The organism is Modicisalibacter luteus DSM 23508, assembly GCF_000378505.1.
GTDB lineage: Bacteria > Pseudomonadota > Gammaproteobacteria > Pseudomonadales > Halomonadaceae > Modicisalibacter > Modicisalibacter luteus.
In genome coordinates, this window is the sequence record NZ_KB899994.1 from 1 (window position 1) to 26,262 (window position 26,262).

At 58.1% G+C, this 26,262-nt stretch carries 24 protein-coding genes and 1 rRNA gene; 9 read left to right on the plus strand and 16 right to left on the minus strand.

Annotation, left to right across the window (positions count from 1 at the left end; translation table 11 throughout):
- The first annotated feature begins 119 nt into the window (after positions 1-119).
- Together rrf and rlmM are read left to right on the plus strand one after the other, a co-directional pair.
- Positions 120-235, plus strand: a 5S ribosomal RNA gene (rrf, locus tag F568_RS0109845).
- Between the two features lie 57 nt (positions 236-292).
- On the plus strand, positions 293-1,369 hold the full coding sequence (gene rlmM, locus F568_RS0109850; RefSeq protein ID WP_019018555.1) for a 23S rRNA (cytidine(2498)-2'-O)-methyltransferase RlmM: 1,077 nt from the start codon (positions 293-295) through the stop codon (positions 1,367-1,369).
- A 6-nt stretch (positions 1,370-1,375) separates the two neighbouring features.
- Here the strand turns inward: rlmM and F568_RS0109855 are convergent, their stop codons facing one another.
- Positions 1,376-1,660, minus strand: coding sequence for an antibiotic biosynthesis monooxygenase family protein (locus F568_RS0109855; protein ID WP_019018556.1), 285 nt, complete (start codon positions 1,658-1,660; stop codon positions 1,376-1,378).
- Between the two features lie 29 nt (positions 1,661-1,689).
- On the opposite strand from F568_RS0109855, the gene tusA reads away from it, so the two are divergent.
- A complete protein-coding gene (tusA, locus tag F568_RS0109860; protein WP_019018557.1) occupies positions 1,690-1,929 on the plus strand; it encodes a sulfurtransferase TusA in 240 nt (79 codons plus the stop codon).
- 75 nt (positions 1,930-2,004) lie between these two features.
- Here tusA and F568_RS0109865 read toward each other — a convergent pair whose 3' ends face one another.
- From F568_RS0109865 to F568_RS0109875, 3 genes are all read right to left on the minus strand, one after another.
- A complete protein-coding gene (locus F568_RS0109865) occupies positions 2,005-2,703 on the minus strand; it encodes a hypothetical protein (protein WP_019018558.1) in 699 nt (232 codons plus the stop codon).
- 71 nt (positions 2,704-2,774) lie between these two features.
- A complete protein-coding gene (locus F568_RS0109870) occupies positions 2,775-3,908 on the minus strand; it encodes a DUF3080 domain-containing protein (protein ID WP_019018559.1) in 1,134 nt (377 codons plus the stop codon).
- Positions 3,854-5,275: an MATE family efflux transporter gene (locus F568_RS0109875; protein WP_040476176.1), complete on the minus strand. Its 1,422-nt coding sequence runs from the start codon at positions 5,273-5,275 to the stop codon at positions 3,854-3,856. Before F568_RS0109875 ends, F568_RS0109870 begins: the two co-directional genes overlap by 55 nt.
- Before the next feature lie 120 nt (positions 5,276-5,395).
- Here F568_RS0109875 and F568_RS0109880 point away from each other — a divergent pair, with 120 nt between their 5' ends.
- Both F568_RS0109880 and F568_RS0109885 read left to right on the plus strand, forming a co-directional pair.
- A complete protein-coding gene (locus tag F568_RS0109880; RefSeq protein WP_051087958.1) occupies positions 5,396-6,007 on the plus strand; it encodes an elongation factor P hydroxylase in 612 nt (203 codons plus the stop codon).
- Positions 6,008-6,055: 48 nt separating this feature from the next.
- Complete coding sequence (locus F568_RS0109885; RefSeq protein WP_019018562.1) at positions 6,056-6,457, plus strand: hypothetical protein; 402 nt, start codon at positions 6,056-6,058, stop codon at positions 6,455-6,457.
- A gap of 8 nt (positions 6,458-6,465) precedes the next feature.
- On the opposite strand, the gene F568_RS0109890 is transcribed toward F568_RS0109885, so the two are convergent.
- A complete protein-coding gene (locus F568_RS0109890; RefSeq protein WP_019018563.1) occupies positions 6,466-6,945 on the minus strand; it encodes a hypothetical protein in 480 nt (159 codons plus the stop codon).
- On the minus strand, positions 6,945-7,829 hold the full coding sequence (locus F568_RS0109895) for a TatD family hydrolase (protein ID WP_051087953.1): 885 nt from the start codon (positions 7,827-7,829) through the stop codon (positions 6,945-6,947). The genes F568_RS0109890 and F568_RS0109895 overlap by 1 nt, the downstream gene beginning before the upstream one ends.
- Before the next feature lie 81 nt (positions 7,830-7,910).
- Between F568_RS0109895 and F568_RS0109900 the strand changes: the two genes are divergently transcribed.
- A complete protein-coding gene (locus tag F568_RS0109900) occupies positions 7,911-9,854 on the plus strand; it encodes an ATP-binding cassette domain-containing protein (RefSeq protein WP_019018565.1) in 1,944 nt (647 codons plus the stop codon).
- Between the two features lie 53 nt (positions 9,855-9,907).
- Here F568_RS0109900 and F568_RS0109905 read toward each other — a convergent pair whose 3' ends face one another.
- A complete protein-coding gene (locus F568_RS0109905; RefSeq protein WP_019018566.1) occupies positions 9,908-10,363 on the minus strand; it encodes a universal stress protein in 456 nt (151 codons plus the stop codon).
- A 98-nt stretch (positions 10,364-10,461) separates the two neighbouring features.
- Here F568_RS0109905 and F568_RS22635 point away from each other — a divergent pair, with 98 nt between their 5' ends.
- Positions 10,462-10,983 (plus strand): hypothetical protein, encoded by a 522-nt coding sequence (locus tag F568_RS22635; RefSeq protein ID WP_019018567.1) that lies wholly within the window; start codon positions 10,462-10,464, stop codon positions 10,981-10,983.
- Positions 10,984-10,996: 13 nt separating this feature from the next.
- On the opposite strand, the gene slyA is transcribed toward F568_RS22635, so the two are convergent.
- On the minus strand, positions 10,997-11,455 hold the full coding sequence (gene slyA / locus F568_RS0109915; protein ID WP_019018568.1) for a transcriptional regulator SlyA: 459 nt from the start codon (positions 11,453-11,455) through the stop codon (positions 10,997-10,999).
- Positions 11,456-11,717: 262 nt separating this feature from the next.
- On the opposite strand from slyA, the gene fadB reads away from it, so the two are divergent.
- Positions 11,718-13,898, plus strand: a complete 2,181-nt coding sequence (gene fadB / locus F568_RS0109920) for a fatty acid oxidation complex subunit alpha FadB (protein WP_019018569.1) — start codon at positions 11,718-11,720, stop codon at positions 13,896-13,898.
- A 27-nt stretch (positions 13,899-13,925) separates the two neighbouring features.
- A complete protein-coding gene (gene fadA, locus F568_RS0109925) occupies positions 13,926-15,104 on the plus strand; it encodes an acetyl-CoA C-acyltransferase FadA (protein WP_019018570.1) in 1,179 nt (392 codons plus the stop codon).
- A 111-nt stretch (positions 15,105-15,215) separates the two neighbouring features.
- Here fadA and F568_RS0109930 read toward each other — a convergent pair whose 3' ends face one another.
- From F568_RS0109930 to F568_RS0109965, 8 genes are all read right to left on the minus strand, one after another.
- Positions 15,216-15,653 carry a DUF488 domain-containing protein gene (locus tag F568_RS0109930; protein WP_019018571.1) on the minus strand — a complete coding sequence of 146 codons (438 nt, stop codon included), beginning with the start codon at positions 15,651-15,653 and terminating at the stop codon, positions 15,216-15,218.
- Between the two features lie 194 nt (positions 15,654-15,847).
- A complete protein-coding gene (locus tag F568_RS0109935) occupies positions 15,848-16,735 on the minus strand; it encodes a S66 peptidase family protein (RefSeq protein ID WP_156817416.1) in 888 nt (295 codons plus the stop codon).
- 88 nt (positions 16,736-16,823) lie between these two features.
- Positions 16,824-18,551, minus strand: a complete 1,728-nt coding sequence (cysI, locus tag F568_RS0109940; RefSeq protein WP_019018573.1) for an assimilatory sulfite reductase (NADPH) hemoprotein subunit — start codon at positions 18,549-18,551, stop codon at positions 16,824-16,826.
- Positions 18,552-18,582: 31 nt separating this feature from the next.
- On the minus strand, positions 18,583-20,391 hold the full coding sequence (locus F568_RS0109945; RefSeq protein WP_019018574.1) for an assimilatory sulfite reductase (NADPH) flavoprotein subunit: 1,809 nt from the start codon (positions 20,389-20,391) through the stop codon (positions 18,583-18,585).
- Between the two features lie 110 nt (positions 20,392-20,501).
- Positions 20,502-21,119, minus strand: a complete 618-nt coding sequence (locus F568_RS0109950; protein ID WP_019018575.1) for a DsbA family oxidoreductase — start codon at positions 21,117-21,119, stop codon at positions 20,502-20,504.
- Between the two features lie 75 nt (positions 21,120-21,194).
- The gene (locus tag F568_RS0109955) at positions 21,195-22,658 is read right to left on the minus strand and encodes a TolC family protein (RefSeq protein ID WP_019018576.1); all 1,464 of its coding nucleotides are present in this window, start codon (positions 22,656-22,658) and stop codon (positions 21,195-21,197) included.
- Complete coding sequence (locus F568_RS0109960) at positions 22,658-24,013, minus strand: HlyD family type I secretion periplasmic adaptor subunit (RefSeq protein WP_019018577.1); 1,356 nt, start codon at positions 24,011-24,013, stop codon at positions 22,658-22,660. Before F568_RS0109960 ends, F568_RS0109955 begins: the two co-directional genes overlap by 1 nt.
- Entirely contained in the window at positions 24,010-25,794 is a 1,785-nt protein-coding gene (locus tag F568_RS0109965; RefSeq protein WP_019018578.1) for a type I secretion system permease/ATPase, read from the minus strand. Before F568_RS0109965 ends, F568_RS0109960 begins: the two co-directional genes overlap by 4 nt.
- Positions 25,795-26,262: the final 468 nt, after the last annotated feature.

The window sequence follows — 26,262 nt, forward strand, 5'->3', positions numbered from 1 at the left end:
GCCCGGGTAGTGGTCGCCACGACATACGGATACGCGAGTCGTATCGCCAGTCAGCTTGATCACGTTGTAAAGTGCACCGTTTCCGGGTGCTGCGCCACGCGCAGCATGCCACAGTTACGCCTGACGACCATAGCGAGCGGGTCCCACCTGACCCCATGCCGAACTCAGCAGTGAAACCGCTCAGCGCCGATGGTAGTGTGGGGCCTCCCCATGCGAGAGTAGGTCATCGTCAGGCATCTTTTCGAAAACCCCAGCCAGCCGGCTGGGGTTTTTTCGTTTGGATGCAATAGACATGACTCATCCCGTAGCAAACGAAATAATCTTCTACTGCCGACCCGGTTTCGAAGCAGACCTGAGTGCTGAGCTGGTGGAAAAAGTGGCCGCGTTAGGCTTGGCCGGTTATCCCATCGCCAATATGAACAGCGGTTATGTGCGTTTTGTCCAGCTCAGTTCGGGACCAGCGAATGAACTGCACAGGAGCCTGCCCTTGGCGGCATTGGTGTTTGCCCGGCAGTCGCTATTGGCGTTCCCGCCTCTTGAGTCCTTGCCCCGAGATGACCGGCTAACCCCCATTATTCAGCAGGTCATAGATAGTGGCTGGAGCTTCGAAGCTCTCTGGCAGGAAACGCCGGATACCAATGAAGGCAAGGCGCTTACTGGCCTCTCGAAAGCACTACAAAAGCCCTTGGAATCATTGCTCCGGAAACGGGGAGCATTGCGCCGCAAGGCCGGCGGGCGTCGCCTTCATCTGTTCTGGAGCGCTGGAGATGAAGTGCAGATTGCCATGAGCTTTCCTGGCAATCGCAGTGAATCGTCGGGGGGAGTGCAGCGCTTGCGTTTTCCGCGAGAGGCGCCGAGTCGATCGACCCTCAAGCTTGAAGAGGCCTGGCATACCTTCATAGACCGAGAGGAATGGGCGGAGCGCTTGCATGGCGGGATGCAGGCCGCGGACCTGGGCGCAGCGCCGGGTGGCTGGACTTATCAGCTTGTTCGGAAAGGCATGTTCGTTTATGCCATCGATAATGGGCCCATGGACAAGACATTGATGGCCACGGGACAGGTAGAGCACTTGCGCGAAGATGGTTTCGTCTGGGAACCGCCTTATCGGCTCGACTGGCTAGTCTGTGATATCGTCGATAAGCCCATGCGGGTGATTGATATGGTCGAGCGCTGGCTAGCGCGGCGCTGGTGTCGTGAAGCGGTATTCAATCTCAAGCTCCCCATGAAGCAGCGCTGGCAAGAAGTGGAACGCTGCCTGATGAGGCTGGAGAAGACGCTGGCTAATGCCAATGTCCGTGCGCACATGCAATGCAAGCAACTCTACCACGACCGCGAAGAGGTGACTGTCCATGTCAGGCTCTTGGAATAAACGCTACTAGGGGTGCTCGTAAGCCGTGATTCGCTCTTCTTCCGTCAACAGCGGTAATAGCTTTTGCAAGACGGCCTCGCGTTGCTGACTGTGCTGCCAGGCTTTCCAGGAGGCTAGGTCTCGCCACTGCGTGATCAATAACCGGTGCTCGGTATTGCCATGTTCGTGTAGGCTTTCTCCCGAGATGAAACCGGAGGCAGTCATCGAGTAACGCACGGCTTCGCGTGCTGCCTCCTCGTACTCCTGTTCAAGCCCAGGCATGATGCGTCGTTCAATAATTATTTTTATCATAATATCCGCTCCACCTAGTGAGGTAAGCAATGGCAACCACTAGCGAATTTGATGCTGAACTGGATACCTCGGGTCTTTACTGCCCTGAACCGATCATGCTGATGCATAACAAGGTCAGGGACATGAGTCCTGGCCATGTTCTTAAAGTCATTGCCACTGACCCTGCGACGACACGAGACATACCTAAGTTCTGCAACTTTTTAGGGCATGAACTGCTCAACCAGGAAGAAAGTGGCGACACGTATTTTTACTTTATTCGTCTGGGCTAGGACATTGCTACCAAAAGCGGTTGTTCTCGTTCGCCGAGAAGGTGACACAGCAATGTCCGATTGGTTGTAATACTCTCAATCGTTACCGCTGGCAACCATGCAGGCCAAGGCTTCTAGAGTCGTTGGATCTTCCTGCTTGATTCGGTTAGCGATGGCGCGCTGAAAGAAGTACACCACTTGGTGCCGGCTATGACCGGGATAAAGGCATTCATCTCCGGCAAGGACCGGTGTCGATTCAACGCGGGTCTCGTCGACGAGAAGCGCTTCAATGTCGCCGTTACTATACAGGCGCCAGCCAAAAACCAGCTTGAGCTGCCAGGGAGAACTGTCGTTGTCCATACACAAGGCGTGGGTACCAAGCGTTTCGGGTAGCTGCTGCAGCAATGTGGGTTCGCTGGTTTCCTCATAATCGAAATAAGCTGCGGCATGCTCGAGTTCGAATACTTTATGCTCGGGGGCGCTATAGAAAATATCGTCGGTTTCCGGGTCGCGATAGCCGACAAAGTGGCCGTGTTCAGGATCGTCCAGATCATGGCAGGAGGTAAGCGCCTCCATCCAGGGCACTAGTCCTACGACTTCCCCATCCTCACGAAGTCCCCATGCCAGCAAAGGCATGCCATATAGCGTATCGGGATCGGAAGCCAAGTGATAAAGCATCTCGAGACCATCTAGTTCAGGAGCCAACCTGACAAGACGACGCTTGGCCCTCAGCCGGTGGCGCATAGCATCCAGATCAATGACCTGGGCAGAGCGGGGGGACATTGGGATACCCATGGTTACCCTCCTCATCGGCAGTAGTTCGGCTTGGGCCTCGCCTCACTATTAGCACAGCTCGACAAGGAAAGTTAACCCCCGGCGGGATCTTTCTCACCTGGCATCATGCCGCAGCTACGCCATATCCGTTGCCATAGTTCCACATGTCGTTGAGTTGCCGCATGAAATTGCTGCCAGGGAGCCGCCGGAGTATCCAGTGACAGCCATGAAAGGCGATATGCGGTTACGCTTGGTCTCGAAACGCTGTAGGCATCCAGAAGCGAATCGATGGCACCTAGCCAAGTACGTGATTGTCGGTCAAGGTTCGCGAGATAGGCCTGCACTTCACCGATGAAGAACTTGATGAACACATTGTGTAGGGTCTCGGCCCGTGGGTTGGGATGGCCCTGATAGCAGATGGGGCGGTCGGCCAGATGTGTCTCCATGGCTTGGCTCAACTCATTGAGTCGTTGTGAGACTAACAGCAGGCTACGTAGCAGGCGCGCTGTCAACGGCTGCTGTTGGAGTGTCTGAAGGTGGGCTTCCAAATGACCGGACTCTGGATTCCAGGCCGGATTGTACTGGTTGAGCACCACATGACGCAGGTAAGCGAGAGCTGCCAGGTCGTCACCCAGCGAAGCCATTTCATCAGGTGACATGGGCGCGCTGGCCCGGGAAAAACTGCTCACCCATTCGCTCGAATCGAACAGGGCATTCCAGCTTACCTTGGGTAGTTGCTCTGTCTTGGACTGGAGCAGGTGTAGTAGCCGTTCGCGATCCTCAGCATCCAGCCGCTGGGTAGCGGATGAATTCCAGCAATGCTGTAAGCGGCGCCATAGCTCCAGTTCATACAGCCAATGCTGGCTGGCGGCGGCAACCTTGCCGAGCTGGCTGTTACGTTCGGCCACCAATGAGATAATCCGGCATTCGCGAAGGGCATAGACATCGAGCATTCCCAGACGTGTCTCGGGTATTTCGAATAGCCGCTCCTCCCGGTCAGGAAAGCGTGGAATGTTAGGTGGCGAAGAAGGGGCTGGAGCTTCGAAGTCTAGTACGTTACTGATGCGCTGCTGGTAGTCGATGAGCATGGCATCAGCACCTTCCTGACGGTCGCATGCCGTAAGCAACATCAGTGCGCCCATCAGGCTCAAATACTGACCGAGACGAACTATCAGCTCGACGGTACCTGCCTTTTGCCCCGTGCGACTGCCTTGCTGATATGCCATAAGCGCCATCCTAGCAGAAGTGCCGCGACGGTCAGCCCGGCGATCAGTCCTATCCAGTAGCCATGCACACCGAGAGGCTCGAAGAGACCTGGCACGCCGCTCTTCCCTAAGAGATGGCCACCTCCCAGGCCGACCAGCCAGTAGGATATCAGTGTAATCACCATGATGATGCGAGTGTCCTTATAGCCGCGCAACGCCCCGGCCATGTTGACCTGTAGGGCATCCGAGACCTGATATAACATCGCCAGGTAAATCAGTGAGGTGGCCAAGGCTTGAACTTCGGCATTGTGGGTATATAGCGCGACGATCGGGTCGGCAGCAAACCACAGGAAAAGATCATTGAGCAGGGCGATCAGCAGGCAAGCGAATAGGCCATTCCAGGCAACAAATCCGGCTCGTGAAGAGTGGCCACTGCCTAAGGTGTTCCCTACACGCACGGTGACTGCCATGGCAAGAGACAGCGGCAGCATGAAAAGTATGGATGTAATACTCAGGGCTACCTGATGCGCTGCCACGATAACCTCACCGAGGCTGGCGATGAATAGAGCAATCAGGGTGAACAAGGTCACTTCGACAAAAATAGCCACACCGATGGGCAAGCCGATATGCAGTAATTCCTTGAGCATGGCTCGATGAGGCCAACTGATCGTATCCCATAGCGCCACGGGGTCGTAGGCTTGGCTAACCCGGGTATAAATCATCATGCTAAGGCACATGGCCCACATCGATAGCGCTGTGGCGATACCGCATCCTACAGCCCCCAGGGCCGGTAAAGATTGAAGAAGAGAGGGAATATCGGGCCCTAGCAGATCTTGCAGGCCGGCCCCGCCATAGATGAGCAGGTAGTTACAGGGAATGTTGACACCAAGCCCAATGAGACTGATCCAGAGCGAAGGCCGGGTATGGTTCATTCCGTCTGAAAAGGCGCGTAACGCTTGGTAAATTGCAACACCTGGCATACCGAAAGCCACCGCGGCGAGATAGCCTGCCGCAAGCTCGGCGACCTGCTGAGGAACCTCCATTAACGCAAAGATCGGCATGACGGCAACCCACAATAGGCCTGCCGATAGCACGCCGAGAACCAGGCCCAGCCAGATCGTTTGGTGGAGGTAAGGGCGGATGCGCTCGGTACGCTGCGCTCCCAGAAGCTGCGCCACGATGGGGGTTAAACCCATCAAGGTGCCGGTCATGAACAGCATCAGAGGCATCCACAGGCTTGAGCCTACCGATACTGCAGCGAGGTCGGTTGCGCTGGCTCGGCCAGCCATGATCACATCCGTGGCTCCCATCCCCGACTGGGCTAGCTGGGCCCCGCAAATAGGCAGGGCCAATACCATGAGCGATGCCGTTTCACGACGGCTACGCATGACCAGCGAACGGACAGGGGCGACCACGTCGATTCTCCTTATCGAACGAGGGAAAGAGCGCAGGATTCTATCAGCTCCTCGTCATTTCCGCCGATGCCGCAGCCCCGTATAATTCCCCTCATGAACACGACTTACCTTCTTGACGATGTCATCGCTCTGTTCGATGGCCTATTCGCAGACACTTACAATACTCGGCTAAAGCTTGGGGGAGACGAGCCCCTCTACGTGCCGGCTGATGAATTTTGTTCTTACCATCGAGTCATTTTTGCGCGCGGAAATTTTTCCAGTGCATTGCATGAAATCAGCCATTGGTGCATTGCCGGGGCGCGCCGTCGCGGTCTTGAAGATTATGGTTACTGGTATCTGCCCGACGGTCGCGATACCGAGCAACAGGCAGCCTTCGAGTCAGCCGAAGTGGCACCTCAGGCGCTGGAAATGTTGTTTTCGCAAGCCTGTGGCCGGGCATTCCATGTCAGCGTCGACAACCTGGGCGATACCGAGGTTGACCGGAATGCCTTTCGGCATCGTGTAGAAGCGCGGGCGCTGCGCTATGAAGGTGAGGGATTACCGGCGCGTGCTGGTGCTTTCCGTACAGCACTGGCGGCTTACTATCGTCATGATGCCAGCCTGAAAACGGCTGTCGCGATGGGTAATGAGGCACTGACCGAGCGCACACATACACGGGTAGCTGACACTAGTAGACCTGGCGTTGTGCCGAAGACCGGCGCTTAATGCACTAGAGTGAGGAGCAACGGGAGAGAAAAGACAAGGAGGCCGACCATGTTGCATCGCATTGGTGCCATCTTCGCCATCCTGGCAGCGCTATGGGCTTTGATCGCGTCCGGTATTTCGTTGTATCTAGGTACCGGTATCGGGGCCGTGGAAAATCCAACCGAGCAGACCGTGGTTGGCTTGGGCTGGTGGGAAGTCGGGGTTGCCTTGGTGGCCGTGGCCGTCGGTGTAGTTACCTTCTTTTCCAAGAGCCGCTATGCCGGACTGGCGCTGGCCGTTGTCGGTGTCATCGGTGTGTTTTTGTCCAACAGCGCCAACATGGCTTTTATGTTGACCGTCGCCGTAGGCGGCTTCATGGCGTTCATGGGGCGCCGACATGCTCAGCGACACGGAACCGAACTGCCTCAGGATCCTTCAAACCCCAGGGACAAGCCTCGGGGCAGAAGATAAGCGTGGTGTCAGGTGGCATCGCATAGCCGCTGATGAAGGTAGAGCATGACCTGGACTTCGTGCTCGGGGCGTAACGGCTCCAGCCCCAGTTCGCCAAACAGATCATTACGTGCTCGGGCCCATTCGCCAGGGGTTATGTCGGGATATAAACTTTCGGCGGGTGCAAGCTCGACGAAGGGATCCACGCCGAAGTCATCGAAGATACGCGACAGTGCGGCCTCGTCGTCACTGACCCCGGCTGTGTAAAGCGTAGCGCTATAGTGGTCGCCTTCAAGTTCACGCAACACGTCGAGCGGACTGACCCCAAAAGTCCGCAATTCCTCGAGGCTATAGTCCCCTAGTTGAAGCAATTCATCGCTGAGCCACTCATCGTCGGGCTGAATCAGGGTGTGCTTGATCTGGCCGTCGGGCAAGGCCCAGGCGATAGCGAGTGGCAGGGCATCGTCTTCGCCGGTTTCCACGGCGATGAATCCGGGATAGTCGGCCATTAGGTTTCCTCCAGACGGAAAAAGCGACGAGCGGTCTCTGCTGTCGCGTGAGCCACCTCGGCTTGGTCCGTGTCTCGCCAATGCGCGATCTCCTGGACGATCCAAGGCAGTAGTGCCGGTTCATTGCGCCGTCCCTTGAGTTTGGCTGGCAAGTTGCGGGGCAGCAGATAAGGACAGTCTGTCTCTACCATCAACCGGTTCAGCGGTATGTCGTTCAAAAACTCACGCAGGTGATAGCCGCGACGCTCGTCGCACAACCAGCCAGTCAGGCCGATATGCAAATCGAGATCGAGGTATCCATGGAGTGTGTCGCGCTCACCTGTGAAGCAGTGCACCACGGCATGGGAAATGTCGTCCCGCCAGCTGCGCAGGATCTCCAGCATACGTCGACCGGCGTCGCGCTCATGGAGAAACAGAGGGAGCCCCGACTCGACAGCTAGGCCCAGCTGCGCCTCGAAGGCCCGTTCCTGATCGGTGGGTGAGGAGAAGTTTCGATTGAAGTCGAGTCCACACTCACCCACGGCAACCACCTCGGGCTGACGGTGCAGATCTCGCATGGCAGTCTCAAGCGAACTCGACCAGTGGCTGGCATCGTGCGGATGCAGGCCTGCGGTCGCGTACAGGCCCGGAAAGCGTCGGCAAAGCGCTGCTGCCTGCTCAGCATGTTCCAGATCGGTACCGGTAAGGATCAGCGTAGTGACGTTGGCCGCGTTGGCGCGTTGCAGGACGGCTTCAAGATCGCGCGAAAAGCTTTCATGCGTCAGGTTTGCGCCAATATCCACCAGCTCGGTGGGGGCGGTAAAACGCAGGGCCTCGGGAAGAAAGTCATCGAAGTTGTCGCTACTTGCAGCCAAGGGTCGCTCCTCGCTTGTTTGGACGGTCATTGTAACGCGAGAGACCACAGGACCCCAGCCGGGTGGTGAGTTACACTAGGCGCCATCGAATATCGTCAATGAGGTTGGTGCGTGACGCTGCTACGTCTGGAACAGTTGCAACTGGCTTATGGCCCGCAAGTCCTGCTCGATGGCGCCGACCTGGTGCTCGAGAAAGGTGAACGACTGGCGTTGGTGGGCCGCAATGGTACCGGCAAATCGACGCTGCTCAAGCTGGTCTCCGGAGAAAATCTCCCTGACGGGGGAATGATCTGGCGGGCACCAGGGCTACGTATCGGTGTGCTGGAACAGGACTTGCCTGCGGCCAGTGGTGCAACCATTTTCGACGTGGTGGCCGAAGGGCTGCCACAGGCCGGAGCATTGCTGGCCGAATACCATCATTTGGTCCAGGCTGCTGAGCCCGATATGAATCGGCTGGCCCAGTTGCAGACTCAGTTGGAATCCATTGATGGCTGGTCCTTCCATCAGCGCATTGACACTGTCCTGACCCGTCTCGGCCTGCCTGCAGACCGGTTGATGAGCGATCTTTCCGGTGGCTGGCGCCGCCGCGTGGCACTGGCCCGGGCCTTGGTATCCGAACCCGACCTGCTGCTTCTCGATGAGCCGACTAACCACCTGGACCTGGACACGATCGCCTGGCTCGAAGAGCAACTGGCCGCCTTCCCGGGTGCCGTGCTGTTCATTACCCACGACCGTGCTTTCCTGGCTCGTCTGGCCACGGGAATTCTAGAACTGGATCGCGGACGGTTGGGGCGTTACCCCGGTAACTATGCCATGTACCAGGAACAGAAAGCGCATGAGCTCGAGGTTGAGGCCCGCGAAAATGCCGAGTTCGACAAGAAGCTGGCCCAGGAAGAGGCTTGGATCCGTCAAGGCATCAAGGCCCGGAGGACCCGTAACGAAGGCCGCGTACGTGCCTTGCAGCAGTTGCGTCGTGAGCGTGCCGAGCGGCGCGAACGCCAAGGGCGAGCTTCGATCAGTGTCGATAGCGGCGAGCGCAGCGGTAAGCGTGTGGTCGAGCTGAGCAACGTCAGCCAGCGCTTTGGCGACGATTGGGTGATACGTGATCTGGATCTGGAAATCCAGCGTGGCGATCGTGTCGGTCTGATCGGGCGCAACGGTGCTGGAAAGACGACCCTGCTCAAGATTCTGCTCGGGGAGCTGACCCCGACCGAGGGCAGTGTCCGTATGGGAACCAACGTCAAAGTGGCGTACTTCGACCAGCTACGTGCCGGGTTGGAACCGGAAAAGAGCGTATACGACAATGTTGCTCAAGGCAGTGATCGGGTAACGGTGGGTGGCAAGAACAAACATGTCATAAGCTATCTTCAGGACTTCCTGTTTACTCCCGAGCGTGCCCGCCAACCGGTCAAGGCGCTTTCCGGTGGAGAGTCCAATCGCCTGTTGCTAGCCAAGCTATTCACCCAGCCGGCTAACGTGTTGGTGCTCGACGAGCCGACCAACGACTTGGACGTGGAAACCCTGGAACTGCTTGAAGAGCTGCTGCTGGATTTCGACGGTACACTGCTACTGGTCTCCCATGACAGGGAGTTCATGGACAATGTCGTGACCGGAGTACTGGCCTTCGAAGGCGAAGGACGCGTGCGTGAATATGTCGGTGGATATAGTGACTGGGTGCGCCAGGGGGGCAAACTTCCTCCAGCGCCTTGGGATTTCGATGCCAGTCAGGTGTCCAAACAGGCCAAGAAGGACGGGGCCAAGACCGGTAGCAAGCCTGATGAACTATCCCCGGCGGCGAGCGAGTCTACAAACAAGAAAGTAAAACTTTCCTACAAGTTGCAGCGTGAACTCGATGCGCTGCCGGCAACCATTGAAGCGCTTGAGGCAGAAATCGCAGCCTTCGAGGCGCGCGTCAGCCAGCCTGATTTCTATCAGCAGGACAATGCCGAGGTGACAGACACGCTGGCGGCGATGACCGAGAAGCAGAGTGAACTGGATGCTGCCATGGAGCGTTGGATGGAGCTGGAAGCCATGGCCAATGGAGAGACGCCCTGAATCGGCGATAACGGTAAGTCCCCGGGCCTGATCGGCCCGGGAAGAAAGTACGATTACTCAGCGGCTTCGTCGTCGTTGCCGACACGCACGGCCAGAACATCGCACTGAGCTCCATGCAGCACGCCGGTTGAGGTCGAACCGAGTAAGAGGGCAAAGCCGTGACGCCCGTGTGAGCCGACAACAATCAGATCGACGTTGTGCTCCTTCGAGAATCGGTGGATTTCGGTATCCGGCATTCCCACGACAACATGCTGATCTTCTCGGGCAATGTCATGTGGGTCGGCGATATCGGCCAGGCGCTCCTTGGCATGCTCGTCGAGCTGGTCCTGAATGCTGGTCAGGTCCATTGGGATGTCACCGCCATAGGCAAAGCCCAAAGGCTCTAGCGTATGGATGATCGACAGTTTTGCATTATTGCGGCGTGCGATGGGAATGGCTCGCTCCAGAACCTTGTGAGAATCCTTCGTCAGGTCCACGGCGACCAGCACGTGACGATATTCGTTACTCATGATAAAGCCTCTCCCTTCAGCAGCTTGGATGACTTCACTTTAGGTTGTGTAACTGTACGGCACAACGACACGTATCAACGCTTTGGAATATTCTGCGCATGACTTTTTGGCTGGTCACCGTGCTGGCGATGCTGGCAATCCTATCTCCTGTATTGATGTTACGGCCGTCGCGACGCGACCAACGCCTGGGCATGCTGCGTCAGCATGCCCGGCAGGCCGGTATCAGCGTAAAAATTGCCAAGCCACCTCTACATGACCCGCCAGGCGGGCTCGTCAGCTATCGCTGGCGTTATCCTCAGGCACACCCGGGGCCATTATTCGTTCTGGTGCGCGCGGCATACGCCAGTACGGCATTGAAGCCGTTCGACACTGAGTGGCGGTGGCGGATAGAGCCGTTGAGGCCACTATCACAAGATACCGCAATGGAGCTTGCCAGGCTCGTGGCCAGACTGCCCGAGGATGCGCTGGTACTGGAGTCGGAACGTGGCGCCTTGACACTGTGGTGGAGGGAATCGCTGAGCTTGGAGGCCTTCGAAGCGTGCGACAAGGCAATGGGAGAGGTGCGCGATAGGCTGGCCTCGCCCCATGCCGAGAAAGGATTGTCCGGCCGCCTGCCGTAAGTTGCCGGCAGGGTTAACCCGGTTCGCTCTCTTGCTCCGGGATTCTTGACTGAAGGCGAATACCGTTCTGCTCGATGCGCGTCAGTATGTCGTCGAACGTATCGAGTTCTGCCTCGCTGATACCTTCAAGCATCTCAGCACGGGCCTCGGCGACAATCACGTCGATACGCTCCATCAGCGGGGTGGCTTCCTTGGTCAGGAAGATGCGTTTGGTGCGCCGGTCATCCTGGCACTGGCGACGCTCGATCAGACCCTGCTCGGTCAGCTGATCGAGCGTGCGCACCAGTGATGGCGCCTCGACACCGATGGCCCGGGCCAGGTCGCATTGTGGCTGGCCGTCACCCAACCTCCACAAGTGATAGAGTGTCACCCAGCGAGTCTGGGTCAACTCCAGAGGCGCCAGGCGTTCATCGAGAATGGCACGCCAGAGACGTGGCAGACGGGCAATCTTGAATCCGATATTTTCAGGCATTGGCTTATCGTTTGGTAGCTATTGGGTAAATTGTGTGAACCTTGCGACGTCAATGCAAGTCCGGCATCACTGTTCTTTCGTTTGACAGCAAAATACTCCTTTCCTATCCATGGGCCGGCAAACGGTTCGTTGTCGTTCGCCAGATCCCGCTATTCTGATGCGGGTGCCTAGGCTTGACGGAAGGCCCGAGCTGGATCAAGCTAGTACGCATTCAAACGCTTGTATGAATACCTACCCTGCCTAACCCCATGGAGATCCGTCGATGATCTATCAAGGCAATGCCCTGTCCGTGGCGAGGAATGACGGTGACATCGCCATTCTGACCTTCGACTTGAAAGACGAGTCGATCAACAAGCTCTCCAGTACCGTAATCAAGGAACTTCAGGACGCGGTCAAGGCCATCCAGGCCGAGCGTGACCTTCAAGGGCTGGTTATCTCCAGCGCCAAGTCGGTGTTCATCGTTGGTGCGGATATTACCGAGTTTCATGAAATGTTCGCTCGTGGCGAGCGCTTCCTGATGGATATGTGCCAAGAGGTGCATACGCTATTCAATACCATTGAGGACTTGCCTTTCCCCACCGTTACTGCACTCAACGGACTGGCACTCGGCGGTGGCTGTGAAGTGGCGTTGACCACGGATTTTCGGGTCATGGCGGAGACCGCCGAGATTGGCTTGCCGGAAACCAAGTTGGGTATTCTGCCAGGGTGGGGTGGTTGCGTACGTCTGCCGCGTATCGCCGGTGCCGACAATGCTGTCGAATGGATTGCCGCCGGTAGCCAGAACAAGGCAGACGTGGCCCTTAAGCTAGGTGTTGCGGATGCCGTCGTGCCCGTTGATCGCCTCGAGGCGGCTGCGCTGGACATTTTGGCGCGCGCTAATGCCGGAGAGCTTGACTGGCGCGCGCGTCGCGAAGAGAAAAAATCGCCGCTCAAGCTCAACGCTATCGAGCAGATGATGGCCTTCGAGACTGCCAAAGGCTACGTGGCCGGCAAGGCGGGGCCGCATTATCCGGCACCTGTCGAGGCCATCAAAGTCATTCAGAAAGGGGCCGGCGAGTCTCGTGAGCGTGCTCAGGCGATCGAAGCCAAGGCCTTTGCCAAGCTGGCGCTGACCGATGTCTGCTACAACCTGGTCGGGCTGTTCCTCAGCGATCAACTCGTCAAGAAGAAGGGCAGCAAGTACGAGAAGCAGTCAGCGCCGGTCAACAAGACCGCCGTGCTTGGTGCTGGGATCATGGGCGGGGGTATCGCCTATCAGAGCGCATACAAGGGCACGCCGATCCTGATGAAGGATATCCGCGAAGACGCGCTCCAACTCGGCTTGAAGGAAGCGCGCAAGCTGCTGGCCAAGCAGGTCGAGCGTGGCAAACTGACTACCGGGAAGATGGCCGAGGCACTTTCCAACATTCGGCCGACTCTGTCCTATGGAGACTTTGGCGAGGTCGATCTGATCGTCGAAGCCGTGGTGGAAAACCCCAAGGTCAAGGGTGCGGTGCTTACCGAGGTAGAGGGAGCGGTTGGAGAAAACACCATTCTGACGTCGAACACCTCGACCATTTCCATCAATCGGCTGGCCCAGAACCTCAAGCGGCCCGAAAACTTCTGTGGCATGCACTTCTTCAATCCGGTGCATCGCATGCCGCTGGTCGAGGTAATCCGCGGCGAGAAGAGCAGTGATGCGGCGATTGCCGCAACGGTGGCCTATGCACGCAAAATGGGCAAGACGCCGATCGTAGTCAACGATTGCCCGGGCTTTTTGGTCAACCGCGTACTGTTCCCCTATTTCGGTGGCTTCAGCTTCCTCGTCGAGCAGGGTGCCGATTTCGAGCGCGTGGACAAGGTCATGGAAAAGTTCGGCTGGCCGATGGGCCCGGCCTACCTGCTGGATGTTGTCGGCATGGACACGGCGGTACATGCCCAGGCAGTGATGGCCGAAGGCTTCCCGGCTCGCATGGCACGGGAAGGCAAGTCAGCCATCGATGCGATGTACGAAGACGAGCGCCTCGGCCAGAAGAACGGCAAGGGCTTCTATCGTTATGAAGAAGACAAGAAAGGCAAGCCGAAAAAGGTATCGGACGAGCAGGCTCACGCCTTGGTAAAGCAGGTGGCGACAGGCAGCCGCGAGTTCAGCGACGACGACATCATCGCCCGCATGATGGTTCCGCTGTGCATGGAAACCGTGCGTTGTCTCGAGGATGGCATCGTAGGGACGCCAGCCGAAGCCGACATGGCACTGATCTATGGCATCGGTTTCCCTCCGTTCCGTGGTGGCGCGTTGCGCTACATCGACGCCATGGGAGTGGGGGGCTTCGTCAGTCTTGCAGACAGCCTGGCCGGGGAACTGGGGCCGCTCTATGCGCCGACCGACAAGCTGCGCGAGATGGCAAGCCGCCAGGAGCGCTTCTATGCCAATGATAGCCAGACTGCACAAAATCAGGCCTGAGCCACCGCGCCTATTGGGAGAGAAAGAATGAGTCTGAGTCCGAGAGATATCGTGGTGGTCGACGGGGTTCGCACCGCCATGGCCAAGGCAAAGAACGGGGCCTTCCGCAACGTGCGCGCGGAAAACCTGTCTGCCGCAGTCATGCAGGCGCTGTTCGACCGCAATACGTCGCTGGATCCTGCCGAGGTGGATGACGTGATCTGGGGCTGTGTCAACCAGACCCTCGAGCAAGCCATGAACATTGCCCGCAATGCGGCGATCATGACCGGCATCCCGCGCAGTGTGCCGGCACAGACAGTCAATCGCCTGTGCGGTTCATCGATGAGTGCACTGCACATTGCTGCTGCCAACATCAAGGCCGGGATGGGGGATTTTTATGTAATCGGCGGTGTCGAGCACATGGAGCATGTGCCGATGACGCATGGTGTCGATGTCAATCCTACGGTCAGCAAGCATGCCGCCAAGGCTGCCATGATGATGGGGCTGACCGCCGAATTACTGGGCAAGATGCACGGCATTACCCGTGAGGAACAGGATAAATTCGGGGTGCGCTCTCATCAGCGGGCGCTGGCTGCCAACGAAAAAGGCTACTTCGATAACGAGATTGTCGGTGTGGAGGGACATGACACCGAAGGCTTGCGGCGGCTGATTTCGCATGATGAAGTCGTGCGAATCGATGCCAGTCTGGAAGAAATGGCCAAGCTGAAGCCGGTTTTCGATCCCAAGGGAGGCACGGTTTCTGCGGGTACCTCATCGGCGCTGTCCGTGGGCGCCTCGGCCATGGCAGTGATGAGTTATGAACGCGCCAAGGCGTTGGGGCTGACACCGATCGCGCGTGTCGTGTCTACCGGTGTGGCGGGTTGCGATGCATCGATCATGGGTTACGGGCCGGTTCCGGCAACCAAGAAGGCGCTCAAGGCTGCGGGTCTCTCCATTGAGGACATCCAGACGGTCGAGCTCAACGAAGCGTTTGCGGCACAGGCACTGGCCGTGCTGAAGGACCTGAAACTGCATGACCGTATGGACGAGGCGGTCAATCTCAATGGTGGCGCCATTGCCCTGGGTCACCCGTTGGGCTGTTCAGGTGCGCGTATCTGCACCACGCTGCTCAACGTGATGCAGCAACAGGACTCGACGCTGGGTTTGGCCACCATGTGTATTGGCATGGGGCAGGGTGTCGCAACAGTCTTCGAACGGCTTAAATAATATACGGCCTAGGCCGATTGACGAAGACGGCTTTCTCGGAGAGAAAGCCGTCTTTTTTGTATGCTACAAGACGATGCTTTCCATCGTGGTACGGACGTCGTGTTCAGCGACTCATGGATGGTTGCCGCTGGCGAATTGCCTGGCAAAACAGGGGGAAGATGCAAAGACGCGGCCATCCGCTTCGTCATCCTCCTCGGCTAATGCTTCCAGAAGCATCTCGCGTAACACGGGAAGGTGCGAACGCTCGAGGTCGCGAGACGCACTCAGCAAGGTCAACCTACCTTGGCGACACCACCGTAACAGCGGTACGAGTGAGTTCCGATTACGATCGAGTTCGCGACAGTAGCGAAGAAAGAAGTCACGATCGGTAATTTCTTTCTGGTGCCACTGCCGGCGCAAAGGGGGAGACGGCGAGGCATCACGATACCAGTCGGTCAATTGGAGCGTTTCACGCCGCTTGCCGCGTGGCCAGAGCCGGTCGACGAGAACCCGGGCGCCATCGTCGGGTGAGATGTCGGCATAGATGCGTTTGAGCTGAATATCATACATTTAAGGTTCCCCTACCTGATGTGACGTCCTGTCTCAGGCGCCACAAGACGCCTCAGGCTCGATCTTCCCTCGTTTGATCGACCCACGCTGATGTAGGTCCATGCTTATCCAAGAGTAGTGCAGGGTGGGAAAAGAGGCGCATCCCACCTTGGCATGAATTAGCTGCCTCGAATGGGAACATGTGCTTGGGTGAATTACCCTGTCGGAAATTCGAGCGTATTGCCCTCGATACGGCCAAGAGCACCGTAGCGCCAAGGACGATTGAGCAGGCCGTGGCCCACCGGGAGTTCCGTGAAAAGCGGCAGCTCAAGGGGGGAAATGAGTTCCGCGGCGATTTCGGCGAGACTTTGTTCGCCGTATGACGTGCAGCCCTCGAATGTCCCCATGCACAGTGCGCCAGCCTGATCGAGCGCACCGCTATGTACCAGTTGCCAGAGCGCACGCTCCAGGCGGTAGTAAGGCTCGCCGACATCCTCGAGGATCACCAGGGCGTGAGGCGGTGCAACGAACTGACATGAGGTGCCGGCTATACACGCCAGAGTCATCAAATTGCCGCCCACGACAGGGCCTGCGATGGTTTCTGGCGTACTGTTCGCATGTCGATGAAGGGGAAGTCCCGTTGGCTTTATTCCCGTAACCAGATCGACCACCTCTAGCATCTGGCGTCGGGTTGGCGTGCGTGATTCCGAGCTTTCATGATTCAGACGCAGCGCGTCCTTGATTACCGGGCCGTGAATGGCCGGGAGGCCATGGCGATAGCACTGATCCAGCAATACAGTAATATCCGAATAGCCAACCAGCGGCTTGGCTGGCAGACGTGACCAGTCAACATGCTCGACCAGCTGAGCGCATCCATAGCCACCGCGAACGGCCCAGATCGCCTCGGTACGGGAATCCTCGTAGGCGGCATATAGCATGTCCAACCGATGCTGGATGCTGCCGGCAAGATACCGGTGGGGGGCCTGGAGCGTATCGGGAACGTGTGCATGGATGCCCAGCGTCTCCAATGCCGCCACAGCGTCATCGACCAGGCGAGGATCGGTATGGGAGGCGGGTGCGACGACACTGACGGATAGGGACATGCAAGCTTCGTTCTGGTCCATGATGTTGGCCATGCTGCCTCAAATGCCAGGTATTAGGAAGAGTGCAGCATGTCCGACGATAATAGTCTCACGCGGGCGCGCCGTGAAAATAGCGGCCTGCGGTCGTTTCGGCGATGATGCCGGCACGGATGACATAGTCGCCGAATGGTTCGCCGGATTCACGCTCCTCGGCGTATCGCTGTAATAACGATGTGAGCTCGTCCATGATCGTGGGCTCGTCGATATTCTCCCGGTACAGCCGGTTCAGGCGCTCGCCGCTGGGGTTGCCGCCAAGATAGAGATTGTAACGGCCCAAGGCCTTGCCAACGAAGCCGATCTCGGCCAGGTAGGGGCGGGCACAGCCGTTGGGGCAGCCTGTCATGCGCACATTAATGGCATTATCTTCCAGCCCGACCTTATGCATGACGTCTTCCAGCTTGTCGATCAACGACGGCAAGTAGCGTTCGCTCTCGGCCATGGCCAAGCCACAGGTCGGAAAGGCCACGCAGGCCATCGACGCTTGACGTAGCGGCGTGACATCCCGAGTCATGCGGTGGCGGTGTATCAGTGCATCGATCTCGTCGCGCTTGTCTGCCGGCACGTTGGCAATGATCAGATTCTGGTTGGTCGTCAGGATGATATCACCGGTATGTACCTGAGCGATCGCTCGCATCCCGCTCAGGAGGTGCATCCCGTCTTCGAAATCGGCCAGACGACCGTTCTGCACGAACAGACCATAATGCCAAGCGCCATCCTCGCCCTGGTACCAGCCGTACCGATCACCATTACTAGCGAAGTGAAAGTCCCGGGCTTCATCCAAGGTGGTGCCAAGATGATGCTCTACTTCGGCACGGAACCAGTCGACCCCGTGGTCCTCGACGGTGTACTTCAGGCGCGCGTGCTTGCGATCGTGACGATCGCCGTTGTCGCGCTGTACCTTGAGTACTGCCTCGGCGACATCAAGTACTTGATCGGGTGTACAGAAACCGATCACGTCGCTCAGGCGCGGGAAGGTCGCCGGCTCGCCATGGGTCATGCCCATGCCGCCACCGATACAGACGTTGTATCCCCGGATTGCGCCATTATCGACATGGGCGATGAAGCCCAGATCATGGGCGAAGAGGTCTACATCGTTTTCGGGGGGAATGGCGATGGCCACCTTGAACTTGCGTGGCAGGTAGTGACGCGTGTAGAGCGGTTCCTGTTCCTCGGGGCCCCCGGCCACACGCTCCTCGCCGAGAAAGATCTCATGGTAGGCACGAGTGCGAGGAAGCAGGTGGGTACTGATGGAGTGGGCCAGTTCGTAGACTTCACGATGCGCCTTGGAGCGATGTGGGTTAGCCGTGCAAATCACATTGCGGTTGACATCACCGCAGGCGGCGATGGTGTCGATCATTGCCTCGTTGACGGCCTTCAAGTGTGGTCGCAGGTTCTCCTTGAACACACCGTGGTATTGGAAAGTCTGACGTGTGGTGATGCGCAGCGTACTGTTTGCGTAGCGGCGGGCCACATCATCCAGCGTCATCCACTGGGCAGGAGTGACCAGCCCGCCCGGTAGACGCAGACGGACCATGAATGAATACAGCGGTTCAAGTTTCTGGTGGCGCCGCTCGCTGCGCAGGTCGCGGTCATCCTGTTGGTAGAAGCCGTGAAACTTAGTCAACTGTGTATCATTCTCACTAACCGCTCCAGTGGCTCGGTCGGCCATGCTCTCCATCAGCGTGCCACGCAGGTAGTCGCTGTCCACCTTGAGACGTTCGTTGGGATGCAGGTCGTCGAACGAGATATCACGAAGCTTGGCTATGATGTCGCTCATGAGAAAAGCCTCTTAATGGATGCGTGGCGGCTCAGTAGACATCGCGCTGGTAACGCTTGGCCTGCTGCAGTTCGCGGACATATTCCGTGGCGCCTTCCTCGTCCAGGTCGCCTTCTTCGCGCACGATATCAATCAAGGCACGGTGCACATCGGCCGCCATGCGCTCACCATCGCCACAGACGTAGAAATGCGCTCCTTCCTGGAGCCAGGCGAAGAGTGCGCCAGCGTTCTCACGCATGCGATCCTGGACATAGACCTTGCCCGCCTGATCGCGTGAGAAAGCGACATCAAGACGGTTCAGCAGGCCGCGCTTGCGGTAGTTGAGCAGTTCGGATTGATAAAGGAAGTCCGAACGAAAACGGCGATCACCGAAGAACAACCAGTTTCGTCCTTGAGCGTCGCGTTCGTCACGTTCCTGCAAAAAGGCGCGGAATGGAGCGATACCGGTACCGGGACCGACCATGATGATTGGCGTATCATCATCCTGCGGTAGCTTGAAGTTCTTGTTGCGGTCTACATAGATGGGCACGCTATCGCCGGGCCTGACGCGGTCGGCCAGGTAAGTCGTTGTGACGCCGCCGCGCGAGCGCCCATGCGCCTCGTAGCGCACGATGCCTACCGTCAGGTGTACCTCGTCGGGATCGGCCTGATAGCTCGAGGCAATGGAGTAGAGACGGGGAGGTAGCTTGCGCAGGGCTTTCGTCAGTGTCTCGGCATCGATCTGCTCGACGGGAAAGTGCTCGATCACATCAATGATGTGGCGACCTCCGATCCAGTCACGAAGCTCATCGCGAGATTCCTGATCCATCAAGCGGCGTAATTCGGCAGCATCGGAAACTTCGGCCCAGTGTTCCAGGAATGGGCGCGTGAGGGTAGTGACTTCATATTCGGTGAGCAGGGCATCACGCAGGCAGCGGCCGTCGCCGAGGTCGCAATTGGCATCCATGCGCAGCTTGTCGATCAATTCATCGACGTAGGCCGGATCGTTCTGCGGCACGATGCCGATGGCATCGCCCGGCTCGTAGCTCAGACCGGAACCCTCGAGGGATAGCTCAATGTGATGGGTTTCCTTATCGGAGCCGCGACCGTTTAGCACGACCGATTCGAGCACTTCGGCGTGGAATGGGTTCTTCTTCGAATAGACTGACTCTTGTGGGGTAGCGACAGTCGTGGCGGGCTGAGCCTGGTTGGCCTGGCTGGTTCCGCCGCTCAGCTCGGCGTAGCGGTCGAGGACAGCTTCAATCCAGCGTTCGGCATCCTCCTCATAATCGACATCACAATCGACTCGATCATGGAGGCGGCTGGCGCCCAACGTTTCTAGCCGCGCATCGAACTCCTTGCCCGTTTGGCAGTAATGTTCGTAGCTGGAGTCGCCTAGAGCCAGCACGGAAAAGCGTGTGCGCTCGTCTAGCTTGGGCGCCTTACGGCCGTGCATGAATTCATGGAACCCTTCGGCGGTATCGGGCGGTTCACCGTCACCTTGGGTGCTGACGATGACCATCAGGTTGAGCGGTTCCTTGAATTCCTTCTTGTTGATATCCGCCATGTCGACCAAGCGAACCGGAAATCCACGGGCCTTGGCGCTCTCCTTGGCCTGCTCGGCGACGCCTTCCGCATTGCCTGTCTGGCTGCCGTAAAGCACAACGATCTCAGGGGCCGTCGGCTCGCTCGCGGCCTGTGGTGAATGGGCAGCTGTCTCCCCTTGGGCAGTGAGCCCGGCGAGGTAACCGCTCAGCCATGTCATCTGGTCGGTGTTCAGTCCCGCCAATGCCTCGTTGAGTCGTTGCGCCTGGTCGGCACTGAGAGGACTATTGATGTCGAGCAGGGGACCTTGCGACATTGCGTCGTCTCCTCTCGGTCATGTAGCTGACAAGGCTAGTGCGTCATGGTAAGACGTAAAAATTATAAATGGCGATGCTTTTATGCGAAAAAGGCATGAAGCCAGGAGCGCTACACGAAGCGATCGATGGCCTGTATGAGGTGTTCACGGGGTTGCGCGCCCTGTACGGTGCCCAATGCTTCGCCGTCGCGGAGTAACAGCATGGCCGGTACGCCGCTGATTCCCCAACGATGCGCGTCTTCCTGATCGGCGAGCACTGCCTCGCGGTAGCGCCCCTCGGCCAGGTAGCGGCCGAGAGAGTCTCCATCGAGCCCGAGATAGTTGGCCGTTTCGATCAGCGCCTGGGGATCGGCAAGGTCCAGACTGTCCTCGAAGAAGCCCCGGAACAGCTCGGTATGCATCGGTGCGAAGGCATCATGGTCCATGGCCCATTTTGCCGCCTCGTGGGCGAGTCGACTGCGTGGCTGGATGCGAGGCAACTGCAGTGTCATGCCGCGTTGGCGTGCCATGGGATACACTGCACGTCCCCAGATGTCATGCAGGTAATCGCCATCGGGGTCGAGCGTCGGCACCGGCTCGGGACGCAGTTCGAAGGCACGCCACTCGACGTGTATCCGTTCGCCGAAGTGGCTGACAAGCGCGTCCAGTTCTGGTGCTTCGAGATAACAGAATGGGCAGACGTAGTCGCTCCAGACGATCAACGTCAGCGTGGCTTGGGGTGGTGTCATGTCCTGTTTCGCTCCTTCCCTAGAGTCTCAGCTAGCGTAGGCCATGCGGAGAGGAAGGGCGAATCGGGCTGCAGCTCAGGCTGCGGACGGTGTCTTGTCAGGCTGACTGACCTCGTTAAGCCGGGACATGATGGTAATGAGATCGGGGGTGTCCAGGTCACCTGTGGCTGCCTCCAGGTAGGTTCTGTCGCCCAGGTATTGGCAGAACACTTCAACGAACTGAATACGCAGGTCGTAGAGTTCGGCGCGGGCATCGAGCACATCGACGAGATCGCGCAGACCGAGGTTCTCGCCACGGATGGCGGCTTCCAGAAACAGTTGGCTGGACTCGATGGAGCGTGTCAGGGCCTCCAGCTGCCGTGCGTTTCCCTGCAGGTTACGCAGACGCTTTCGTACTTCCTGGTGGGCCAGGCGTCGCTCGTTGGTCAACGCCTCACGGCTGGCCAGTGCTGTCAGCTCGCCCTGTCGAATACTGGCCGAGGTATACCCACCACGGTAGATGGGCACATCGAGCTCCAGGCTGGCGGTCACATCTTCGCTGGTGCGTAGTTCGTCGCTACTGTTCAGGTCGCGATAGCCTAGCGACAGGTTGAGTTCGGGATAGTGCCCCGCGCGGCGCACGTCCGTGTCCAGTTGGGCAACCTCATACACCTGTTTGGCAAGGCGTACCTCGACATTATCATCAACCCGAGAAAGCCATTGCTGGGTGTTTTCCCATTCATGTTCGAGCGATACACGTTCGATATTGCCCAGCGCCGGGCCACGGAAGTCGGGGAGGCGTCCGGTCAGCCGTTCCAGGTCGCTGAGTGCGTTCGCCAGCTCATTCTCGGCCTTGACCTGATCGGCGACTGCCTGATCGAGTCGGGATTGCGCTTCTAGCAGATTGATACGATCACCGATACCCAAATCGTAGGCGCGCTGTGCCTGATGGCGTTGCAGATTCAGGGCCTCACGCTTGGCATCGAGCAGCCCCAGCTTTCGCGAGGCGAGGTAGGCGTTGAGATAGGCATCGACCAGCGAGAGAGCGAGGTTTCTTTCCGCCACGGCCACGCGCAGGTCCGCTGCATCTGCCTGGGCCAATGCCTTGTCGACGCTACGCCAGCGCTCGAGACTGAACAGAGGCTGCGTGATGTCGATGCGCCACAGCGTATCGTGGGTCGTGCCTGAGACCCGGTCTTCATAGACCTCGGATGGGTAGTCGCCGGGATTCTGTGTATAGATGTTGTCGGCACGCTGGTAGATGGCGGAGGCACCCGCCTCGACGTAGGGACGCAGAGCGGCACGAGCCATGGGCACTTCCTGCCCCGTTGCCTGGCTCTCATAGCGCTGGCGCATCAGCTCGCTGTCGTTTTCCAGGGCCAGCACGAACAGGCGCGTCAACGACGGCAGGCCGGCCTGGGTGTCGATATCCTCGAGGGAATCGTTGGCGGGGGCGATGCCCAGGCCCAGGGGATCGGAGCCTGGCAATTGCGCAAATGTTCCGCCACTGACCGATAGCAGGCCAACCAGGAGGGCGAGGTTACGGAGCGTTTGCCTCATCATTCCTCCCGCATCGACCGGGCCAGCATATCGCTGAAGGGTTTGGCAACGTAGCTGGCAAAGGTCCGCTCGCCAGTACGGATCATGACTTCAGCCGGCATGCCGGCGAGTAGCTGCATGGTTTCCGTCATGTCTGCCCGACCATGCTCGGTCACGCGTATGTTGGCCTTGTAGTAATGCGCCTGGGTGGCCTCATCCTCGAAGCTATCGGCAGAGACGTGGACGACCTCGCCCTGGATGACATTGGACAGGCGCTGATTGAAGGCGCTGAAGCGGATCTCGGCGGGCTGGCCAACATAGATATTGTCAATGTCCCGGTCGGGTACCCGGGCTTGAACCATGAAGTCCTCGCTTGCCGGGACAATATCCATCAATGGATCACCGGAGCGAATGACTGCCCCCAACGTGTGGATTTGCATACCGACCACCGTGCCCGAGACCGGCGCTAGAACCTGGGTACGCCGTACCTGGTCGCTCAGTGCCGTGATTCGCTCCTCTGCATCGGCCACGCGGGCCTGCACGTCGCGAAGCTGTTCGCCGACTTCCTGCTGAAACTCCTGCCGGCGGATTTCCTTTTGCAGGCTATTCTCGCTGATCTGCGACTTGAGACGGGCAATCTCGGCGCTGTGTTGGGCGTTTTCGCCCTGATACTGCATGATCTGGCGTTCGAGCTCGCGCATCCGCTGGTTGTTGCCTAGGCCTTCCTTGAACAGGGAGCGGTAGTCGCTGGCTTCGCCGGACAGTGACTGGATGCGTGACCGATTGACCTGACGCGTCGATTCCAGACCGACAATCTGCTCCTGCATCTGCACTACCTGTTCATCAAGCGCAGCCAGAGTGCCTTCCAACGACTCGCGCCTGGCCTGGAACAAGCGATGCTGGACGTTCAGCACGGCCTGGACGCGAGGCGAGTCGGCAACGAGCAGATCAGGCGGGAATGCTAGTGTCTCGTCTCCGGCCTGTTCGGCAAGCAGGCGGAGTTCACTGGCGCGTGCGATGAAGTATTCCGTCCGGGCGATCTCAAGCTTGGCGCGCGCCTGGGTATCGTCGAGCACCAGCAGCACGTCACCTGCTTCCACATGGTCGCCGTCTTCGACGAGAAGACGCTCGACCATGCCGCCCTCCAGGTGCTGTACCGTCTTTTTGTAGCTCTCGACGGAAACGGTGCCGGGGGCGACAACGGCAACGGCTAGATTGGCGGTCAGCGCCCAGCCACCGAAACCGCCAAAGGCTGCGATCAGAATCGCCATGCCCAGGCGGCGGTAGGGGCGTTCGTTCGTAGGCAGGCGGCTGGCGGTATCGGCGGCATCATGCTTGACCGTCGCTTCGCCCGGAAGGAAGTCGCTGGCGCTCATGGCTTGGGCTCCTCTGAAGCAGGGGCAGTGGCGGTCTTGCCGCGTGCGCTGGGACGAATCGATGCCAGTCGTTGGCCGGTGGCCGTCGTGGCAATGCCACGCACGGGGTGGCCCGTCTGGGCGGCAACGTCTCCGGGTGGGGCGAACAGGCTGACCTGGCCTTCCTTGAGTACCAGTATTCGGTCGACGCGCTTGAGAATGGCGGGGCGATGGCTGATGACGAAGACGGTCGTGCCATCTTCCTTGAGTCGCTGCATGCATTCCGCCAGGGCGTGCTCACCGGCATCGTCCAGGTTGGCGTTCGGCTCGTCGAGTACGATCAATACGGGATCGCCATACAGGGCGCGGGCCAGGCCTATGCGTTGCCGCTGGCCACAGGAGAGGGCGCCGCCACCGCCGCTGAGATAGGTGTCGTAGCCGTTGGGCTGGCGCAGGACCATGTCGTGTACGCCTGCCTTGCGTGCAGCCTTGACCACCTTTTCGGGGTCGACGTCACCGAAGCGGGCAATGTTCTCGCTGATAGTACCGTCGAAGAGTTCGATGTCCTGGGGCAGATAACCGAGATAAGGGCCCAGCGCTTCCCGGCCCCATTGTGTGATATCGGCACCATCGAGCCGGACATGGCCCACTTGGGCAGGCCAGATACCCAGGATGACTCGTGCGAGTGAGGACTTGCCGGCTGCGCTGGGCCCGACAATGCCAATGTGCTCCCCCTTGCCGACGGTCATGTCGATGCTTCGCAGTGTCATGAAACGTTCTCCCGGCGGGGCGGCAGATACCGACTCGAGGGCCAGACGGCCTGACGGCGCTGGCAATGGCATACGTTGAGGGTCCGCCGGGATGAGTGTCAGCAATTCGTTGAGTCGGCCATGGGCCGTACGCGCGCCCACGAAACTCTTCCATCCGCCGATCATCTGGTCGATCGGTGCCAGGGCGCGTCCCATGATGATCGATCCGGCAATCATCATGCCCGGCGTCAGGTTGCCTTCCAGCACCAGGTAGGCGCCTAGGCCAAGGATCATCGATTGAAAAAGCAGACGCAGGGTCTTCGAAAGGTTGGTCAATGCCCCAGCCCGGTCGCTGGCCTGCGACTGATGGATCAGGTATTCGTGGTGTTTGGCCGCCCAGCGACCCATGATGCCGGGCAGCATCCCCATGGCATGCAATACCTCGGCATTACGCAGGTTGCTGTTGGCGAGATCCTGGGACTTAACATGCTCGCTGTTGGCTTCGGCCAGCAGATCCTTGGTGCTTTTCTCGTTCAGCAACGCCAATAAGAACAGCACCACACCAGCGGCCAGCGCAAAGTAACCGAACCAAGGATGGAAAAGAAAAAGCACGCCGAGATAGACCGGTATCCAGGGGGCATCGAAGAAAGCAAATAGTCCATTGCCCGTCAGGAACTGGCGCAGACTGCTCAAGTCATTGAGCGGCTGGGCCGATGCTTTACCCGGCATGGCCACGCTCTTCTTGAACATGGCGCCATAGAGTCGATGACTGATTTGCATATCCAGCCGGTTGCCGACCCGCACTAGGATACGTGAGCGAACGAGTTCCAGTCCGCCCATGACAATAAACAGAAATAGAACGACCAAGGTCAGCATCAGCAAGGTTTCTTGGCTGCGTGTCGTGATGACCCGGTCATAAACCTGCAGCATATAAAGGGGAGGAACCAACATCAGCAGGTTGATAAACATGCTGAAGAACGCCGCTGAAAGAAAAGCGCCTTTGCAGGCCTTCAGCGCAATTTGCAGGTCCGTTTCTTCACTACGCCTGGCCATGTAGTTACTCACTCGGTTGTTGTCGTCTTGTGGTTGGCGTGGGGCGCCTGTTTCAACGCTTCGTAAAGAAGAGTAATAGAAAGTGAGTTTTTGAGGTAACGTCTTGTCTCAGTGAAATAAATACGATTTGAGTATTAATTTTCTAATGAATTTATTTGTTTTCAATAGCTTGTTTTGAAATGAATAACTGACGCCATCTGTGAAATAAGAATAAATTATTAAACGGTAATTGGTTTGTAGCATTTGCAGCATGGTTGTTCTCATTCTTCTAGAATCGGCAAAGTCATCAATTTAAATAAATAAAGTGTGTTTTTGATAAGTTGAGTAAAGCTTTTGTTAAAGCGGGTCTCTTGGCGCTGATGGAATATGGCTCTCTTTTTCCTTTTATAAACAAGGCTTAGGGCGCATGCGCTCCTGAATATAAGGATAAGGCTGAGTAATGCCAAAGGGCCTGGTTGAGAACATTAA

What these genes read in the sequence shown, in the direction of transcription:
- rlmM (WP_019018555.1), top strand. Translation starts at nt 293, where the DNA reads ATGACTCATCCCGTAGCAAACGAAATAATCTTCTACTGCCGACCCGGT.
- F568_RS0109855 (WP_019018556.1), bottom strand. Translation starts at nt 1,660, where the DNA reads ATGATAAAAATAATTATTGAACGACGCATCATGCCTGGGCTTGAACAG.
- tusA (WP_019018557.1), top strand. Translation starts at nt 1,690, where the DNA reads ATGGCAACCACTAGCGAATTTGATGCTGAACTGGATACCTCGGGTCTT.
- F568_RS0109865 (WP_019018558.1), bottom strand. Translation starts at nt 2,703, where the DNA reads ATGGGTATCCCAATGTCCCCCCGCTCTGCCCAGGTCATTGATCTGGAT.
- F568_RS0109870 (WP_019018559.1), bottom strand. Translation starts at nt 3,908, where the DNA reads ATGGCATATCAGCAAGGCAGTCGCACGGGGCAAAAGGCAGGTACCGTC.
- F568_RS0109875 (WP_040476176.1), bottom strand. Translation starts at nt 5,275, where the DNA reads ATGCGTAGCCGTCGTGAAACGGCATCGCTCATGGTATTGGCCCTGCCT.
- F568_RS0109880 (WP_051087958.1), top strand. Translation starts at nt 5,396, where the DNA reads ATGAACACGACTTACCTTCTTGACGATGTCATCGCTCTGTTCGATGGC.
- F568_RS0109885 (WP_019018562.1), top strand. Translation starts at nt 6,056, where the DNA reads ATGTTGCATCGCATTGGTGCCATCTTCGCCATCCTGGCAGCGCTATGG.
- F568_RS0109890 (WP_019018563.1), bottom strand. Translation starts at nt 6,945, where the DNA reads ATGGCCGACTATCCCGGATTCATCGCCGTGGAAACCGGCGAAGACGAT.
- F568_RS0109895 (WP_051087953.1), bottom strand. Translation starts at nt 7,829, where the DNA reads ATGACCGTCCAAACAAGCGAGGAGCGACCCTTGGCTGCAAGTAGCGAC.
- F568_RS0109905 (WP_019018566.1), bottom strand. Translation starts at nt 10,363, where the DNA reads ATGAGTAACGAATATCGTCACGTGCTGGTCGCCGTGGACCTGACGAAG.
- F568_RS22635 (WP_019018567.1), top strand. Translation starts at nt 10,462, where the DNA reads ATGACTTTTTGGCTGGTCACCGTGCTGGCGATGCTGGCAATCCTATCT.
- slyA (WP_019018568.1), bottom strand. Translation starts at nt 11,455, where the DNA reads ATGCCTGAAAATATCGGATTCAAGATTGCCCGTCTGCCACGTCTCTGG.
- fadB (WP_019018569.1), top strand. Translation starts at nt 11,718, where the DNA reads ATGATCTATCAAGGCAATGCCCTGTCCGTGGCGAGGAATGACGGTGAC.
- fadA (WP_019018570.1), top strand. Translation starts at nt 13,926, where the DNA reads ATGAGTCTGAGTCCGAGAGATATCGTGGTGGTCGACGGGGTTCGCACC.
- F568_RS0109930 (WP_019018571.1), bottom strand. Translation starts at nt 15,653, where the DNA reads ATGTATGATATTCAGCTCAAACGCATCTATGCCGACATCTCACCCGAC.
- F568_RS0109935 (WP_156817416.1), bottom strand. Translation starts at nt 16,735, where the DNA reads ATGTCCCTATCCGTCAGTGTCGTCGCACCCGCCTCCCATACCGATCCT.
- cysI (WP_019018573.1), bottom strand. Translation starts at nt 18,551, where the DNA reads ATGAGCGACATCATAGCCAAGCTTCGTGATATCTCGTTCGACGACCTG.
- F568_RS0109945 (WP_019018574.1), bottom strand. Translation starts at nt 20,391, where the DNA reads ATGTCGCAAGGTCCCCTGCTCGACATCAATAGTCCTCTCAGTGCCGAC.
- F568_RS0109950 (WP_019018575.1), bottom strand. Translation starts at nt 21,119, where the DNA reads ATGACACCACCCCAAGCCACGCTGACGTTGATCGTCTGGAGCGACTAC.
- F568_RS0109955 (WP_019018576.1), bottom strand. Translation starts at nt 22,658, where the DNA reads ATGAGGCAAACGCTCCGTAACCTCGCCCTCCTGGTTGGCCTGCTATCG.
- F568_RS0109960 (WP_019018577.1), bottom strand. Translation starts at nt 24,013, where the DNA reads ATGAGCGCCAGCGACTTCCTTCCGGGCGAAGCGACGGTCAAGCATGAT.
- F568_RS0109965 (WP_019018578.1), bottom strand. Translation starts at nt 25,794, where the DNA reads ATGGCCAGGCGTAGTGAAGAAACGGACCTGCAAATTGCGCTGAAGGCC.